Origin of the sequence: Streptomyces swartbergensis (assembly GCF_002148965.1) — a bacterium.
GTDB lineage: Bacteria > Actinomycetota > Actinomycetes > Streptomycetales > Streptomycetaceae > Streptomyces > Streptomyces swartbergensis.
The window spans coordinates 1-15,243 of sequence record NZ_NGFN01000210.1 but is presented as its reverse complement, the minus strand read 5'-3'; the positions used below and the strand labels follow the sequence as shown (position 1 = coordinate 15,243).

Sequence of the window (15,243 nt, the reverse complement as noted above, 5' to 3'; positions counted from 1 at the left end):
CGCCTCGCCGATGACGGCGAGCTTGGCGCCGACCTCGGCGGTCTCGTCCTCGCCGACCACGATCTCCAGCAGCGTGCCGGAGGCGGGCGCCGGGATCTCGGTGTCGACCTTGTCGGTGGAGACCTCGAGCAGCGGCTCGTCGGCCTCGACGCTGTCACCGACCGACTTCAGCCAGCGGGTGACCGTGCCCTCGGTGACGGACTCGCCGAGCGCGGGCAGGACCACGTCCGTGCCCTCGGCGGAGCCGCCACCGGCGGCGGCGTCGGCGGTGGGAGCGGGCGCCGGGGCGGCCTGCTCGGTGGACGGGGCGGCCGCGGCCGGCTCGGGAGCGGGCTCGGCGACCTGCTCGGCGGCCGGGGCCGCAGCAGCGGGCGCGGCGGCAGCCGCTCCAGTGGAGCCGGTGCTTGCACCGGGGGGCGCGCCCGTGCCGTCGTCGATGACGGCCAGCTCGGCGCCGACCTCAACGGTCTCGTCCTCGGCGACCTTGATGGACGCCAGGACACCGGCTGCGGGCGAGGGGATCTCGGTGTCGACCTTGTCGGTCGACACCTCGAGCAGCGGCTCGTCGGCCTCGACGCGCTCACCCTCGGCCTTCAGCCAGCGAGTGACAGTGCCCTCGGTGACGCTCTCTCCGAGCGCCGGAAGGGTTACGGAAACCGCCATGGTTTCGGTTGCTCCTTACGGAAAGTGCGGAAGTCTGTGTCGTCGCTTCGTCGACCGAGGGATCAGTCGTGCGAGTGGAGGGGCTTGCCGGCCAGGGCCAGGTGGGCCTCGCCGAGCGCCTCGCTCTGCGTCGGGTGCGCGTGGATGAGCTGCGCGACCTCGGCCGGCAGCGCCTCCCAGTTGTAGATCAGCTGGGCTTCGCCGACCTGCTCGCCCATGCGGTCGCCGACCATGTGGACGCCGACCACGGCACCGTCCTTGACCTGGACGAGCTTGATCTCGCCCGTGGTGCCCAGGATCTTGCTCCTGCCGTTGCCCGCGAGGTTGTACTTCAGAGCGACAACCTTGTCCGCGCCGTAGATCTCCTTGGCCTTGGCCTCGGTGATACCGACGGAGGCGACCTCCGGGTGGCAGTACGTCACCCGCGGGACACCGTCGTAGTCGATCGGAACGGTCTTCAGACCGGCCAGGCGCTCGGCCACCAGGATGCCCTCGGCGAAGCCGACGTGCGCGAGCTGGAGGGTCGGGACGAGGTCGCCGACGGCGGAGATGGTCGGGACGTTGGTGCGCATGTACTCGTCGACCAGGACGTAGCCGCGGTCCATGGCGACGCCGGCCTCCTCGTAGCCCAGGCCCTGGGAGACCGGGCCGCGGCCGATGGCGACGAGCAGGATCTCGGCCTCGAACTCCTTGCCGTCGGCGAGGGTGACCTTGACACCGTCCTGGGTGTACTCGGCCTTCTCGAAGAAGGTGCCCAGGTTGAACTTGATGCCGCGCTTGCGGAACGCGCGCTCGAGAAGCTTGGAGGAGTTCTCGTCCTCGACCGGGACGAGGTGCTTCAGGCCCTCGACGATGGTGACGTCGGTGCCGAAGGACTTCCACGCGGAGGCGAACTCGACGCCGATGACACCGCCGCCGAGGATGATCGCGGACTTCGGCACGCGGTCCAGGACGAGGGCGTGGTCCGAGGAGATGATCCGGTCGCCGTCGATGTCCAGACCCGGCAGCGACTTCGGCACGGAGCCGGTCGCGAGGAGCACGTGACGGCCCTGGACGCGCCGGCCGTTCACGTCGACGGAGGTCGGGGAGGACAGTCGTCCCTCACCCTCGATGTAGGTCACCTTGCGGGAGGCGACGAGCCCCTGGAGCCCCTTGTAGAGGCCGGCGACCACGCCGTCCTTGTACTTGTGGACGCCGGCGATGTCGATGCCCTCGAGGGTGGCCTTCACACCGAACTGCTCGCTCTCGCGGGCCTGGTCGGCGATCTCGCCCGCGTGCAGCAGGGCCTTGGTGGGGATGCATCCTCGGTGCAGGCAGGTGCCGCCGACCTTGTCCTTCTCGATCAGGGCGACGTCCAGGCCCAGCTGCGCCCCGCGCAGGGCCGCGGCGTAACCACCGCTGCCACCGCCGAGGATCACTAGGTCGAAAACGGTGCTGGCGTCGTTCGCCACGTCACGTCCTCCATGCATGTGCGCCGTACGCCGGTCTTCACTGACCGGCAGGCGGCTGGTGTCCGGCCGCTCGTTCTTCGGCCCTTCGGTGGGGCCCTGTCCTGCCGAGCCCCATCTTCGCACTTGTCAGCACAGAAGGAGACGCCGGGCTGCTGTGTGAGACGCCCCACGTTCAAATGAGAGACGCCCCCTGAAGGGCAGCGCCCCGTTCAGGGGCGCGGGGAACTGCGCGAACAGCCCCCACGCCCCCGCACTCGCCACACAACCGGCGAGACCTGGCTCTCAGGCGGAACTCAGCCCAGATCACCCGCGGCCGTCAGCTCGGCGAGCCGCACCAGCGTCCGCACGCCACTGCCCGTGCCGCCCTTCGGCGTGTACCCGAACGGGCCGCCCTCATTGAAGGCCGGCCCGGCGATGTCGAGGTGCGCCCAGGTGATGCCCTCGCCCACGAACTCGCGCAGGAACAGCCCGGCGACCAGTCCGCCGCCCATCCGCTCACCCATGTTCGCGATGTCGGCCGTGGGCGAGTCCATCCCCTTGCGCAGGTGCTCCGGCATCGGCATCGGCCACGCCGGCTCCCCGACCTCCTGCGCCGCCTCGTACAGCGCCGTACGGAAGGCGTCGTCGTTRCCCATGATCCCGAACGTCCGGTTCCCCAGCGCCAGCACCATCGCCCCGGTCAGCGTCGCGACGTCCACGATCGCGTCCGGCTTCTCCTGGGACGCCGCCCACAGGGCGTCGGCCAGCACCAGCCGGCCCTCCGCGTCGGTGTTGAGCACCTCCACCGTCTTGCCGCTGTACATCCGCAGCACGTCACCCGGACGGGTCGCGGAACCGGAGGGCATGTTCTCGGCCAGGGCCAGCCAGCCGGTGACGTTGACCTCCAGGCCGAGGCGTGCGGCGGCGACGACCGCGGCGAACACGGCGGCCGCGCCGCTCATGTCGCACTTCATCGTCTCGTTGTGACCGGCCGGCTTCAGCGAGATGCCGCCCGAGTCGTACGTGATGCCCTTGCCGACGAAGGCGAGGTGCTTCTTCGCCTTGGAGGAGGTGTACGACAGCTTCACCAGGCGCGGACCGGCCGCCGAGCCCGCCCCGACGCCGAGGATGCCRCCGTAGCCTCCCTTCTCCAGGGCCTTCACGTCGAGCACCTGCACCTTGATGCCGTGCTCCTTGGCCGCGGCCTGGGCGATCGCGGCGAACGACTCGGGGTTCAGGTCGTTCGGCGGGGTGTTGACCAGGTCGCGGGCGCGGTTGAGCTCCTCGGACACGGCGACGGCACGCTCGACGGCGGCCTTGTACGCCCTCTCGCGGGGCTTGCCGCCGAGCAGGGCGACCTCGGCGAGGGGGGCCTTGCCGTTCTTCGCCTTGGGGTCCTTGCCGTTGTCCTTGTAGGCGTCGAAGGAGTACGCGCCGAGCAGCGCGCCCTCCCCGATCGCGGCGGCGTCGGCGGCGTCCGCCAGGGGCAGGGCGAAGGCCGCCTTCTTGGACCCGGTCAGCGAGCGGGCGGCGACGCCGGCGGCCTTGCGCAGGACCTCGGAGTCGTAGTCGGCGTCCTTCTCGGGCACCGGGCCCAGGCCCACCGCCAGCACGAGCGGTGCCTTGAAGCCGGACGGCGCCGGCAGCTTCGTCACCTCGCCCTCGGCACCGGAGGCGCCGAGGGTCTCCAGAACGCCGGCGAGCCTGCCGTCGTACGCCTTGTCCACGGCCTCGGCGCCCGGTGCGACGACCGGCCCCTTGGCACCCTTGGCGACACCGATCACGATGGCGTCGGCCCGCAGACCGGGCGCCGCGGCGGTGCTGAGAGTGAGAGCAGTCACGGTGGTGAAATCTCGCTTCCGATGTGAAGTTGCTGTGGTCGAACGGTGTGGGTCGACCGGGCCCGACAGCCGACCCTATTGCGACCTCAGGGTCCGGATATCACGGGGCCTTCCCCGGTGCGGCGAACACTCGACGACGAGACTACGCGCGTGGCCGTGTTCGCTCATTCCTGCGGGCGTTCACCTGACGGTGGCGTAGTGGCCATTTCTTGATCCTCTATGTCGGTGAACTGAGTCACACTCGTCGGGATCCGGTGAGCGCCCTGCTCGCCGCTTTGCATGATTTCCACGGATCCTCCTCTGTTCGACCGCAAGGGGATCTCTGGGATCTTCTGGGGGAGGAACCATGGCGCAGCGTGCGCGCAGATGGAGAAACACGGCCGCCGCGGTGACGGCGGCGGGCATCATCACGGCCGGGGCGGTGGCGCCGGGGGCGGCGGCCGCGGAGGAACCCCGCATCGATCTGAAGGTGCTGGTGGTGGACAACGGCGACAGCCCCGTCCGGGCCGTCACCGCCCAGCTGAAGAGCACGGGCGTCCCGTACACGACCGTCGACCTGAACGACGCGGACCGCCCGAAGATCACCGAGTCGTTCCTGAGCGACACGGTGAACGGCCGCCCGCGCGCCAAGTACCAGGGCGTCGTCCTGCCGAACGAGTCCCCGTTCGGCGCGGGCTCCGCCGAGCAGACCGCCCTGGAGACCTACGAGCGGACGTACGGCATCCCGCAGGTCGACGCCTACACCTGGGCGCACCCGGAGGTCGGCCTCGACTACACCAGCGAGGGCGGCTGGGCGGGCACCCTTGACGGGCGCGAGGCATCCGTCACGGCGGCCGGGAAGGCGGGCTGGTTCGGCTACCTCGACGGCGCGTTCCGGTTCGAGGACAACTCCGCCTCCATACAGGAGAGTTACGGCTACGTGGCCCGGCCCCGCGCCGGCTTCACCAGCTACGTCGACCTCCCCGTGCCCGGCGGCACCGGCCGCGGCAGCCTCGTCGGCGAGTACGCCCACGACGGCCGCCGCGAACTCGTCGTGACCTTCGCCTACAACGGCAACCAGCAGCAGTTCCGGCTGCTGGCCCGGGGCATCGTCGAGTGGCTCACCCAGGGCGTGCACCTGGGCCGGACCCGCAACTCCTTCGCCGTGCACATCGACGACGTGTTCGCCCCGGACAGCCGCTGGGACACCGAACGCGACTGCACCCCGGGCGACTTCGACTGCGCGGGCGGCGACGGCGAGGGCACCACGCCGATCCGCATGACCGCGGACGACGCCGCCCACGCCGCCCAGTGGCAGCGCGAGCACGGCTTCACCATGGACATGGTCTACAACGCCGGCTCGGGCGAGGAGTGGAAGACCCAGCACGGCGGCACCGACGCCCTGACCGACCGGCTGCTCGCCGACAAGGCGCAGTACCGCTGGGTCAACCACACCTACACGCACCCCTTCCTCGGCTGCGTGCAGGACACCTCCACCGTGCCGTGGAGCTGCGCGAAGAACGCCGACGGCTCGACCAAGTACATGAGCCGCGCCGAGATCGCCGCGCAGATCCGCGACAACCACAACTGGGCCGTGAACAAGGGCCTCCCCGTCGACCGCACGGAACTGGTCACCGGTGAGCACTCGGGCCTGAAGACGCTGCCCCAGCAGCCCGACGACAACCCCAACCTGGCCGGCGCCCTCGCCGACACCGGCGTCAAGTGGATCGCCTCGGACAACTCCCGCGAGCCCGAGCAGCGGGCGATCGGCAACGCCCTGACCGTCCCGCGCCACCCGATGAACGTGTACTACAACGTGGGCACGGCGGCCGAGATGGCCGACGAGTACAACTGGGTCTACACCTCGCGGGCCGACGGCGGCAGCGGCGTCTGCGAGGACAACCCCACCTCGACCTGCCTCGACGAGCCGCTCGACCCCACCACCGGCTACGCCGAGCACATCGTCCCGCAGGAGGCCCGCACCGCCCTCGGACACGTCCTCGCCGGCGACCCGCGGCCGCACTACGCGCACCAGTCCAACCTGGCCGAGGACCGGCTGCTCTACCCGGTCATGGAGAAGGTGCTCGACGACTACCGGGCCCTGTTCGCCGACAACACCCCGCTGGAGAACCCCCGGCACAGCGCCATCGGCACGGAGGTGCAGCGCCGCGCCGCCTGGCAGACGGCCCTGGCGAACAACCGCGTGACGGCGTACCGGATCGGCGGCACGGTCACGGTCACCGCCCCGTCCGGAACGCAGATCCCGGTGACCGCGCCGGAGGGAACGAAGAAGGAACTCCTGCTGGGCACGACCCCGTTCGGCACCCCGTACGCGGGAGCCCGCTCGGCCTGGACGACCCCGGCAGCACTCCAGTCGGCTCTGACACTGAAGTTGCCCCAGAGCCTTTAGGGGCGCGGGGAACTGCGCGACCAGCCCACACGGGCCCGCACTCGGCACCCGGGCAGCAGTTCCCCGCACACCATCCGCACCACAGGGGGAAACACACATGAGGCGAACAGGCCGTCATGTCACCATGCTCACCGAAGGCACCTACCCGCACGTCCACGGCGGCGTCAGCACCTGGTGCGACCAGCTCGTCAAGGGCATGCCCGAGGTCGACTTCCACATCGTCTCGCTCACCGGCAGCGGCCGCGAACCCGTCACCTGGGAGCTGCCGCCCAACGTCTACGCGCACACCTCGGTCCCCACCTGGGGCCCGCGCCCGGGCCGCAGAAGGCCCCCGTACGGCAGGTCCCGCCGCCGCTTCACCGAGACCTACGAGCGTTTCCTGCTCTCCTTCCTCGACCCCGGCTCGCACGCCGACTTCGGCGAGTCCCTGAACGAGCTGGCCGAACTCGCCCGGGACGGACGCCTGTCGGCGGCCCTGCGCACCGAGTCGGCGCTGCGGTCGCTGATGTGGATATGGACGATGCCGCATCTGCCGACGGCCGCCGCCCGCCCCACCGTGCACGACGCGCTGACCGCGACCGACCTGCTCGAACACGCCCTGCGCCCGCTCGGCGTCCGCATCCCCGAGGAGTCCGTCGCGCACGCCGTCAGCAGCGGCCTCGCCACCCTGCCCGCGCTCGCCGCCCGCCACCTGGACGGCGTGCCCTTCCTGCTCACCGAGCACGGCATCTACCTGCGCGAGCGCTACCTCGGCTACCGCAGCGACACCCAGCGCTGGCCCGTGAAGGCCTTCATGCTGGGCTTCTACCGCGAGCTGAACTCCTACGGCTACCGGGCCGCCGATCTGATCACGCCGTGCAACCAGTACAACCGCCGCTGGGAGGAACGCGGCGGCGCCGACGCCGACAAGATCCGCACCGTCTACAACGGCGTCGACCCGGCCGCCTTCCCGCACGCAGGCCCCGAGCCCGAGGTCCCCACCCTGTCCTGGTGCGGCCGGATCGACCCCATCAAGGACCTGGAGACCCTGATCCGCGCCTACGCGATGGTGCGCGCCGAGATCCCGGCGACCCGGCTGAGGCTCTTCGGCCCCGTCCCGCCCGGCGGCGAGGCCTACCGCACCCGCCTGGAGAAGCTCGCCGCCGAACTGGGCGTCACCGACGGCCTGACCTTCGAGGGCCGCATCACCGAGGTCTGGCGCGCGTACGCGGCCGGGCACCTCGTCATGCTGTCGTCGATCTCCGAGGGCTTCCCGTTCTCCATCATCGAGGCCATGTCGTGCGGCCGTACGACGGTGTCGACGGACGTCGGGGGAGTGCGCGAGGCCGTCGGCGACACCGGTCTGGTCGTGCCGCCGCGCGAGCCGGAGAAGATGGCCGCCGCCGCGCTGACCCTGCTCAAGGACGACGAACGGCGCCTGGAACTCGGCCGGTTGTCGCGCCAGCGCGTCATCGACCGGTTCACGCTGCGCCGCTCGGTGGACGCCTTCCGCACCATCTACAAGGAACTCGCGGGCGAGGACGAGGTGTACGAGCCGACGCTGGAGACCGTCGCCGACTGGACCCTGGAACTGCGCGACCCCTGGTACGCGGCCGTCGCGACGGACGGAGCGGGCTGGTGAGCGGAAGCGTCTGGCTGCCCCCGGGCTCCCGTCCGGACACCCTCCCGGGTATCCCCCGGCAGCGCACTCCGAGCTGGGCCCAGCCCGACCCGGTCGACGAACTCGCCGACCGCCTGGAGGACTTCATAGCCGCGGCCGTCCACCCGGACGAGATAGCCGCGCTTCTGGAGTCCGACGGCCTCTCCGACGACCAGATACGCGAACGCTACGGCGTGAAGAACTCCTTCGCGCTCGCCGAGACCCTCTACGAACGCGTCGAGCGCCGCTACCCCGAGCCCGACGGCCCCCTCCACGACCCCTGGCGGATCGGCCTGCTCGGCTGCCTGCTGCGCGGTGTCGTCTTCGCCCTGCCCGGCCTCGCCTACGTCCTCGGCGCGCCCCTGTTCACGGGCCCCGGCGACTTCGGCCTCCCGGCGGGCACGGTCCCGCTCCTGGCCGGCGCCCTGTGCGGCTGGACGTGGAACCAGGGCCTTGCCCACCGGGCGTACGCCTGGCTGGGGCTGGGCGACCGGATGGCCGCCCGGCGCGCCCTGCTGCTCGGCGCCCCGGCCGGCGCGCTGCTCGGCTCGCTGGTCGCCCTGGTGTTCGCGGGCGGTGCCGCCCCGGCCGTGGTCGCCTTCGCCGCCGGGCAGTCCTGCTATCTGGCGGCGGCGACCGTGCTGCTGGTGATGGGCCGCGAACGGTTCCTGCTGGCCGCGCTCGCGCCGATGGCGATGGGCGCGGTCCTGTCCCTGGTCGACCCGCTGCCCGAGGCCGCGAGCCTGGCCCTCCTGCTGGGTTCCCTCGCGGCGGTCGCGGCCCTCGCCGTCCGTGAAGTGGCACCCGCCCTCAAGGAACCGGGCGAGGGCGGCTGGACCGCCGGTCCCGTCGCCCTGCTGCCCTTCGGCGGGTTCGGCGCCGCCCCCGCGCACCGGCGCCCCGCCGGACCCCGCCTCACGGGCTCCCTGCCGTACGCCCTGTTCGGGCTCGGGACCGGCGTCCTCGTGCTGTACGCGGCGCTCGGCGACGTTCTCGCCGGAGAGACGGACAGTGCGGTCGCCGCGCCCGCCGCAGTGGCGCTCACTCTCAGCATGGGCCCCGCCGAGTGGCTGCTGTACCGCTTCCGCAGCGACAGCCTCGCCGGACTGCGCTCCAGCAGCACGGCCCGGGACTTCTGGCGCACCACGGCCTCGACGGTCGCCCAGTGCCTGGCCGGCTATCTCGCCGCGCTGCTCGCGCTGAGCCTCACCGCCTCCCTCCTGTGGCCGCACTCCCCGGTCCCGGGCGGCGTCCGGCTGGCCGGGCTGCTCCTGCTGGGCGTGGTCCTGTGGACGGGCCTGCTGCTCCAGTCGTTCGGCGCGGTGACCGGCGCGACGGCGGTGTGCTGCGCCGCGGCCCTCGTCCAGACCCTGCTCATCGCCACCCGCACCGGCGACCCGCACACAGCGGGCCTGGCCGTGTACGGCACGGCGGCCGTCGTCCAGGCCGTCCTGGTGTGCGCGCTGCTGGGGAGGGCAACCGCCCACCGATGAGCACTCTCCTGGTCCCGTACTACGAGCACCCGTCCGCCCGCCCCGCCGAATGGGAGGCGATCGTGGCGGCCGCGCCCCGCCTCTACGGGGTCGTCCTCAACCCGGCCAGCGGCCCCGGCGACCGCCCCGACGCGGCCTTCGCCGAGGTCGCCGGCCGGCTGAAGGCGGCGGGCGTCCGGGTGCTGGGCTACACCGACACCGACTACGGCCGCCGCGCCGCCACCGACGTCGTCAGCGACCTCACCCGCCACCGCGACTGGTACGGCACCGACGGCGCCTTCCTCGACCAGGTCCCCTCCGGGCCCGAGCAGTTCGAGCACTACCAGAGGCTCGCGGTGGCCGCCTGGGGCGTCGGCTGCGGCACCCTCGTCCTCAACCACGGCACGGCACCGCACCCCTGCTACGCCCGCATCGCCGACGTCCTCGTCACCTTCGAGGGCACCTGGGCCTCCTACCGCGCCCTGCCTCCCCAGCCCTGGCCGGGCGGCGGCGGGGTGCGGCTGTGCCACCTGGTGTACGGCGTGCCGCCCGGCGCCGACCCCGAGGGCCTGGCGCGGGAGCGGGGCGCGGCGGTGCACTGCGCGGTGCCCGGCACCGGAGATCATCCTTGGGGCACACTGCCGTACACCCTGCACAACCCGGAGAACGCCCCGTGAGACGCCCCCTGCTCGCCGCCCTGCTCGTCCTGCTGCTCGCGGGCTGCACCCAGGGCCCCGACGACAAGCCCGGCCCCCGCTGGCAGCCCCGCCCCGGCACGGCCTGGCAGTGGCAGCTCAGCGGCCGTCTGGACACCTCCGTCGACGTGCCGGTCTACGACATCGACGGCTTCGACCACTCCGAGGCCACCGTCGCCCGGCTGCACCGCGAGGGCCGCAAGGTCATCTGCTACCTGTCAACCGGCGCCTGGGAGGACTTTCGACCGGACGCGGAGAAGTTCCCGAAGCCGGTCCTCGGCCGGGGCAACGGCTGGGAGGGCGAACGCTGGCTCGACATCCGCCGCACTGACGTCCTGGAGCCGCTCATGGCCGCCCGCATGGACATGTGCCGCGACAAGGGCTTCGACGCGGTGGAGCCCGACAACATGGACGGCTACCGCAACGACACGGGCTTCCCGCTGACCGCCGCCGACCAGCTCCGCTACAACCGCCTCATCGCCCGCCTGGCCCACGACCGGGGCCTGGCCGTCGGCCTGAAGAACGACCTGGACCAGATCCCGGAACTGGTCGGGGACTTCGACTTCGCGGTCAACGAACAGTGCGCCCAGTACGACGAGTGCGGGGCGCTGAAGCCGTTCGTCGAGGCGGGCAAGGCCGTCTTCCACGTCGAGTACGAGGTGCCCACCGGCCGCTTCTGCGCCGAGTCCCGCCGCCTGCGCCTGAGTTCACTGCTCAAGAAGCACGAACTAGGGGCATGGCGACAGGAGTGCTGAGCCCGAGCCCGGTGACCTCCGTGCCCGCTACCCGGTCGGCGAGGGACCGGCGGCCGGGGGAGAGGACCGGCAGCGCGTTCAGCAGGAACAGCACCACCGCGACCGCCCACACCAGCACCGACAGCACGACCTGACCCTCGACCAGCAGCACACAGGCCACCGCGTACACGGCCACGTCCGCGGCGGTGGTGACGGCGGCCCGCAGCGCCGCCCGGCGCGGCAGCCGCGGCGTGACCTTCAGCCCGGCCAGGCCCTTGCCGATGGTCCGCCCGGCCAGGGCCAGACACGCCCACTGGTAGAGGAACACGGTCAGGACCAGCAGCCCGAAGGCCTGCTCGACGTACAGCACCGACTTGTCCCACAGCCTCAGCCCCAGGTCCTGGGAGGCGTCGAGCACGTCGCCGCGCGACATCAGCAGTTCGAGTCCGCTGCGGGTGGCGAGCTCGGGCACGTCGGTGACGAGGGCGGAGACCCGGTGGAAGGTGAGCACGGCGAGCGCCGAGGCCAGCGTCACCACCAGCGCGAAGTCGACGGACCAGGCCACGGCACGGCGCAGCTTCGGCATGAACATCCCCCGATCACTCGTGTGTTCGAGGCAGGAAGCTAGCGGCTGGGCGGCCCGGGCAGGAGGGGAACGAGGAGATCGTTTCAGCCCAGTGACAGAACGACCAGCGCCGTGGTCGCCGCCGTCTCGGCGAGGCCGCCGAACACGTCCCCGGTGATCCCGCCGAAGCGGCGCGTGCAGTGCCGCAGGAGCGCTTCGGCGGCGGCCAGGGAGAGCAGGACCGCGAGCGCGGTACGGGCGACGTCGTACGGCCCGAAGACAGCGGCGACCGCCACCGCCACGCCCGCGACGGCGACGCCGGCGAGCAGCGCCCCGCGGACCGGCACCACACCCGCGACCGCCGCCCCCAGCCCCTCCGGCCGCGCCGCCGGCACCCCGGCCCGGGCCGCGAGGGTCAGGGCCAGCCGGGCGACCGTCGCGGAGACGACGGCGGCGCACGCGCCCCGGGCCCAGGAGGCGTCGTAGGCCTGGGCGAGTGCGGCGACCTGGGCGAGCAGGGCGAGGACGAGGGTGATGACCCCGAACGGCCCGATGTCCGACTGCTTCATGATCCGCAGGGCGTCCTCGGCGGGCTTCCCGCTGCCCAGCCCGTCGGCGGTGTCCGCGAGCCCGTCGAGGTGCAGACCCCGGGTCAGGGCGGCGGGGACGGCGACGGTGGCCACGGCGGCGAGCGGCCCGCCCGCACCGAGGAACAGCAGCACCAGCCCGACGGCGGCGGCGGCCGCACCGACCGCGAGCCCGGCCAGCGGAGCGCACAGCATGCCGCCGCGCGCGGCCTCCCGGTCCCACCGGGTCACGCGGACCGGCAACACCGTGAGGGTGCCGAAGGCGAAGCGGAGACCGTCGAGGGGCGAGGTTCTGGGCACCGGCGCAGGCTACCGGCCGGTCAGAAGAGCGGATGCGGCGGCCGAGGATAAAGTTCATATATGGGATGGCTGGAGCGAAACATCATCGAACCCGGCAAGCTGCCACTGCTCCTCGCTCTCGTCTCCTTCGTGCTGACCTTCTTGATCACCCGGGTCATCACCCGCCTCATCCGGGCGGGCAAGGGCCCCTTCCGCAACGTCAGCGGCAGCGGCGGCATCCACGTCCACCACGTGGTCCCCGGGGTCATCCTGACGATCATCGGCGGCTTCGGCGCGGTCGCCGGAGGGCAGCACGGCTTCGGTTCGGCGCTGGCCGCGGTGATCTTCGGCATCGGCGCGGGCCTCGTCCTCGACGAGTTCGCCCTGGTCCTGCACCTGGCCGACGTCTACTGGACCGAGGCCGGCCGCAAGAGCGTCGAGATGGTCGTCCTCACCGCATCCCTCGTCGGACTGCTCCTGATCGGCTTCTCGCCCCTGGGCGTCGACAACCTCTCGGACGACCAGGAACAGAACCGCGCCACCGTGATCGTGAACGTCGTCGTGAACTTCGCGTTCGCCCTCATCGCCCTGTTCAAGGGCAAGACCCGCCTCGCGGTCTTCGGCGTGATCGTCCCCGTCATCGCCCTGATCGGTGCCGTACGGCTGGCCCGCCCCGGCTCCTCCTGGGCCAAGCGCTTCTACCGGCGCCGCCCCCGCGCCCGCGCCAAGTCCACCCTGCGGGCCTACCACCACGACCGCCGCTGGCTGGGCCCCCGGCGCGCGTTCCAGGACTGGATCGGCGGCGCGCCCGACCCCGAGCCGGCCCGGTCCCTCGAACACCGCTGACGCACCGCGCCCGCCGCACACACCACCAGCACGGCCGCGATCGCCGCCAGATGCTCCTTGCCCGCCAGGTTCTCCTTCAGGGCGACCTCGGCCGCCATCGCCACGATCACCGCCCCGGCCGTGAGGTAAGCGCGGTAGCGCCATCCCAGACAGACGGCCAGCCCCACCACCGCCGCCGACGGGCCGGTGTCCACGACCCGCGCGTCCGCGGCGGGCAGGCCCAGCGGGACGTCCGGGCCCAGCCAGACGCCCAGGCGGGCGTACAGCGTGCCCGCGAGCGTCGCGAGGTACGCCACGAGCAGCGTCCGTCGCCGGCCCAGGCAGAGCTCCGCGAGGCCGAACACCAGCAGGATCTGCACCAGCGCGCCCCACACCGGCAGGTCCAGCGCGGGCACGAACAGCGACAGCGGCGTCCGCAGGAGCGCGAGCCACAGCGGATCCTCGGCCCGTACCGCCCCGATGTCCTGCACGAACCGGTAGCCCCACGGCTGGCTGTGCGCGAAGTGCAGCACGGCCGTGAGGCACACGGCCGCGACCGCCATCGGCACGGCCCGCAGCCGCCGCTCCCGCAGCGGCCCGCGCACGGCCGCGTACAGCGGCCCCCATTCGGCGCGGGCCCAGCGGGCGAGCGTGGTCATCGGGTCGTCCTCGTCCGGATCTCGGTACGTCAGCGGGTGCGCGGTGTCCGTGGCTCAGTGAAACCGACACCACACGCGAAGACCGACCGGAACGGGACGAAGTTGAGCCAGGTGTGCGTGACCTGGATCTCCGGGATCGCTACTGCTCGGTGGGAACCCCGGTGGCCTCAGCTGCCTCGGAGGCCTGAGCTGCCTCGGACGCCTCGGAGGTCTCCGGCTCCTCGGACTCCTTCGGCTTCTCGGGAAGCTCCGCCGCCAGCGCGGCCGCGGCCTGCACCAGGGGGAGCGCGAGCAGACCGCCCGCGCCCTCGCCGACGGTCACGCCCTGGGTCAGCAGCGGTTCCAGGGCCATCCGGTCCAGCGCCTTGGCCTGCCCGGGCTCGCCGCTGTCGTGCGCGGCCAGCCACCAGTCCGGCGCCCGGAACGCGATCCGCTGCCCGACCAGCGCGCACGCCGCCGTCACGACCCCGTCGAGCACCACGGGCATCTTCCGCACCGCGCTCTGCAGCAGGAAGCCCGTCATCGCGGCGAGGTCGGCCCCGCCCACCGTCGCCAGCAGTTGCAACTGGTCCCCGAGCACCGGCCTGGCCCGGCGCAGCGCGTCGCGGATCGCCGCGCACTTGCGCATCCACGCCAGGTCGTCGATCGCCAGCCCGCCCCGGCCGGTGACGACCGACGCGTCGACCCCGCACAGCGCCGCGACCAGCACGCCCGCCGCCGTGGTCCCGCCGACGCTCACATCGCCCAGCACCACCAGATCCGTACCGGAGTCGGCCTCCTCGTCGGCCACCGCGACCCCGGCCCGGAACGCCGCCTCGGCCTCCTGAAGGGTCAACGCGTCCTCGACGTCGATGCGCCCGCTGCCGCGCCGCACCCGGTGCCGTACGACGTCCTCGGGCAGGGCCTCCGGGTCGCAGTCCAGGGCCATGTCGACGATCCGCACCGGCACGCCCAGCCGCCGCGCCAGCACCGACACGGGCCGGCCGCCCTCCAGCACCTCCCGCACCAACTCCCCGGCGCCACCCGCAGGCCGGGCCGACACGCCCAGCTCGGCGACGCCGTGGTCACCGGCGAAGAGCACCACCCGCGGCCGTTCGATCGGCCGCACCGGCACGGCGGACTGCGCCGCCGCCAGCCACTCACCCAGGTCGTCCAGGCGCCCCAGCGACCCGGGCGGCACGATCTGCCGCTCCCGGCGCGCCTCGGCGTCGCGGCGCACCCCGCCGTCCGGACGCTCGATCAGATCGGTGAAGTCGTCGAGATTAAGCGAGCTCATTCGCCGAACAGTACCGGCACCGCTCGAACAGCAGGGCGCCACATCACGACTCCGCGGCGGCGACGTCGTTGCACCCCGGATCGGCATCCCATACGTTCCGTTTTGCAGCGGATTGTCGTACGTCGTTCGTCGGACGTCCCTGCCGTACGCCTTCGCGCCCGGGAGCCGCCCATGACCGCACTTCCCGCC

Annotated in this window: 14 protein-coding genes; 6 read left to right on the top strand and 8 right to left on the bottom strand. The window is 72.4% G+C overall.

Translation table 11 applies throughout. The features are described from left to right. The 4 genes from CA983_RS28025 to CA983_RS48985 all read right to left on the bottom strand — a co-directional run. A partial coding sequence (locus CA983_RS28025) for a biotin/lipoyl-containing protein (protein WP_341866696.1) occupies window positions 1-663 on the bottom strand: 663 nt, incomplete at its 3' end. Window positions 664-725: 62 nt separating this feature from the next. After that, on the bottom strand, window positions 726-2,114 hold the full coding sequence (gene lpdA, locus CA983_RS28020) for a dihydrolipoyl dehydrogenase (RefSeq protein WP_086603619.1): 1,389 nt from the start codon (window positions 2,112-2,114) through the stop codon (window positions 726-728). Between the two features lie 293 nt (window positions 2,115-2,407). Beyond that, window positions 2,408-3,934 carry a leucyl aminopeptidase gene (locus CA983_RS28015; RefSeq protein ID WP_086603618.1) on the bottom strand — a complete coding sequence of 509 codons (1,527 nt, stop codon included), beginning with the start codon at window positions 3,932-3,934 and terminating at the stop codon, window positions 2,408-2,410. Between the two features lie 164 nt (window positions 3,935-4,098). Then, window positions 4,099-4,224 carry a hypothetical protein gene (locus CA983_RS48985; RefSeq protein WP_279628476.1) on the bottom strand — a complete coding sequence of 42 codons (126 nt, stop codon included), beginning with the start codon at window positions 4,222-4,224 and terminating at the stop codon, window positions 4,099-4,101. A 56-nt stretch (window positions 4,225-4,280) separates the two neighbouring features. On the opposite strand from CA983_RS48985, the gene CA983_RS28010 reads away from it, so the two are divergent. The 5 genes from CA983_RS28010 (at window position 4,281) to CA983_RS27990 (ending at window position 10,884) form a co-directional block, all read left to right on the top strand. Continuing rightward, window positions 4,281-6,323 (top strand): hypothetical protein, encoded by a 2,043-nt coding sequence (locus tag CA983_RS28010; protein ID WP_086603617.1) that lies wholly within the window; start codon window positions 4,281-4,283, stop codon window positions 6,321-6,323. A 97-nt stretch (window positions 6,324-6,420) separates the two neighbouring features. After that, window positions 6,421-7,944: a GT4 family glycosyltransferase PelF gene (pelF, locus tag CA983_RS28005; protein WP_086603616.1), complete on the top strand. Its 1,524-nt coding sequence runs from the start codon at window positions 6,421-6,423 to the stop codon at window positions 7,942-7,944. Further along, entirely contained in the window at window positions 7,941-9,455 is a 1,515-nt protein-coding gene (locus CA983_RS28000) for a hypothetical protein (RefSeq protein WP_086603615.1), read from the top strand. Before pelF ends, CA983_RS28000 begins: the two co-directional genes overlap by 4 nt. Further along, entirely contained in the window at window positions 9,452-10,111 is a 660-nt protein-coding gene (locus CA983_RS27995) for a spherulation-specific family 4 protein (RefSeq protein WP_086603614.1), read from the top strand. Before CA983_RS28000 ends, CA983_RS27995 begins: the two co-directional genes overlap by 4 nt. Further along, window positions 10,108-10,884, top strand: a complete 777-nt coding sequence (locus tag CA983_RS27990; protein WP_086603613.1) for an endo alpha-1,4 polygalactosaminidase — start codon at window positions 10,108-10,110, stop codon at window positions 10,882-10,884. Before CA983_RS27995 ends, CA983_RS27990 begins: the two co-directional genes overlap by 4 nt. On the opposite strand, the gene CA983_RS27985 is transcribed toward CA983_RS27990, so the two are convergent. Continuing rightward, complete coding sequence (locus CA983_RS27985; protein WP_086603620.1) at window positions 10,844-11,449, bottom strand: RDD family protein; 606 nt, start codon at window positions 11,447-11,449, stop codon at window positions 10,844-10,846. The genes CA983_RS27990 and CA983_RS27985 overlap by 41 nt on opposite strands. A gap of 83 nt (window positions 11,450-11,532) precedes the next feature. Further along, window positions 11,533-12,315 (bottom strand): adenosylcobinamide-GDP ribazoletransferase, encoded by a 783-nt coding sequence (locus tag CA983_RS27980; RefSeq protein WP_086603612.1) that lies wholly within the window; start codon window positions 12,313-12,315, stop codon window positions 11,533-11,535. Between the two features lie 60 nt (window positions 12,316-12,375). Here CA983_RS27980 and CA983_RS27975 point away from each other — a divergent pair, with 60 nt between their 5' ends. Beyond that, window positions 12,376-13,140, top strand: coding sequence for a hypothetical protein (locus CA983_RS27975; protein WP_086603611.1), 765 nt, complete (start codon window positions 12,376-12,378; stop codon window positions 13,138-13,140). Here CA983_RS27975 and CA983_RS47260 read toward each other — a convergent pair. Together CA983_RS47260 and cobT are read right to left on the bottom strand one after the other, a co-directional pair. Continuing rightward, on the bottom strand, window positions 13,038-13,778 hold the full coding sequence (locus CA983_RS47260) for a hypothetical protein (protein WP_208637060.1): 741 nt from the start codon (window positions 13,776-13,778) through the stop codon (window positions 13,038-13,040). The genes CA983_RS27975 and CA983_RS47260 overlap by 103 nt on opposite strands. A 139-nt stretch (window positions 13,779-13,917) precedes the next feature. After that, window positions 13,918-15,054, bottom strand: coding sequence for a nicotinate-nucleotide--dimethylbenzimidazole phosphoribosyltransferase (cobT, locus tag CA983_RS27960; RefSeq protein WP_086603609.1), 1,137 nt, complete (start codon window positions 15,052-15,054; stop codon window positions 13,918-13,920). Window positions 15,055-15,243: the final 189 nt, after the last annotated feature.

Coding starts and splice junctions, on each gene's coding strand:
- CA983_RS28010 (WP_086603617.1), top strand. CDS start 4,281: ATGGCGCAGCGTGCGCGCAGATGGAGAAACACGGCCGCCGCGGTGACG.
- pelF (WP_086603616.1), top strand. CDS start 6,421: ATGAGGCGAACAGGCCGTCATGTCACCATGCTCACCGAAGGCACCTAC.
- CA983_RS27995 (WP_086603614.1), top strand. CDS start 9,452: ATGAGCACTCTCCTGGTCCCGTACTACGAGCACCCGTCCGCCCGCCCC.
- CA983_RS27985 (WP_086603620.1), bottom strand. CDS start 11,449: ATGCCGAAGCTGCGCCGTGCCGTGGCCTGGTCCGTCGACTTCGCGCTG.
- CA983_RS27975 (WP_086603611.1), top strand. CDS start 12,376: ATGGGATGGCTGGAGCGAAACATCATCGAACCCGGCAAGCTGCCACTG.
- CA983_RS47260 (WP_208637060.1), bottom strand. CDS start 13,778: ATGACCACGCTCGCCCGCTGGGCCCGCGCCGAATGGGGGCCGCTGTAC.
- cobT (WP_086603609.1), bottom strand. CDS start 15,054: ATGAGCTCGCTTAATCTCGACGACTTCACCGATCTGATCGAGCGTCCG.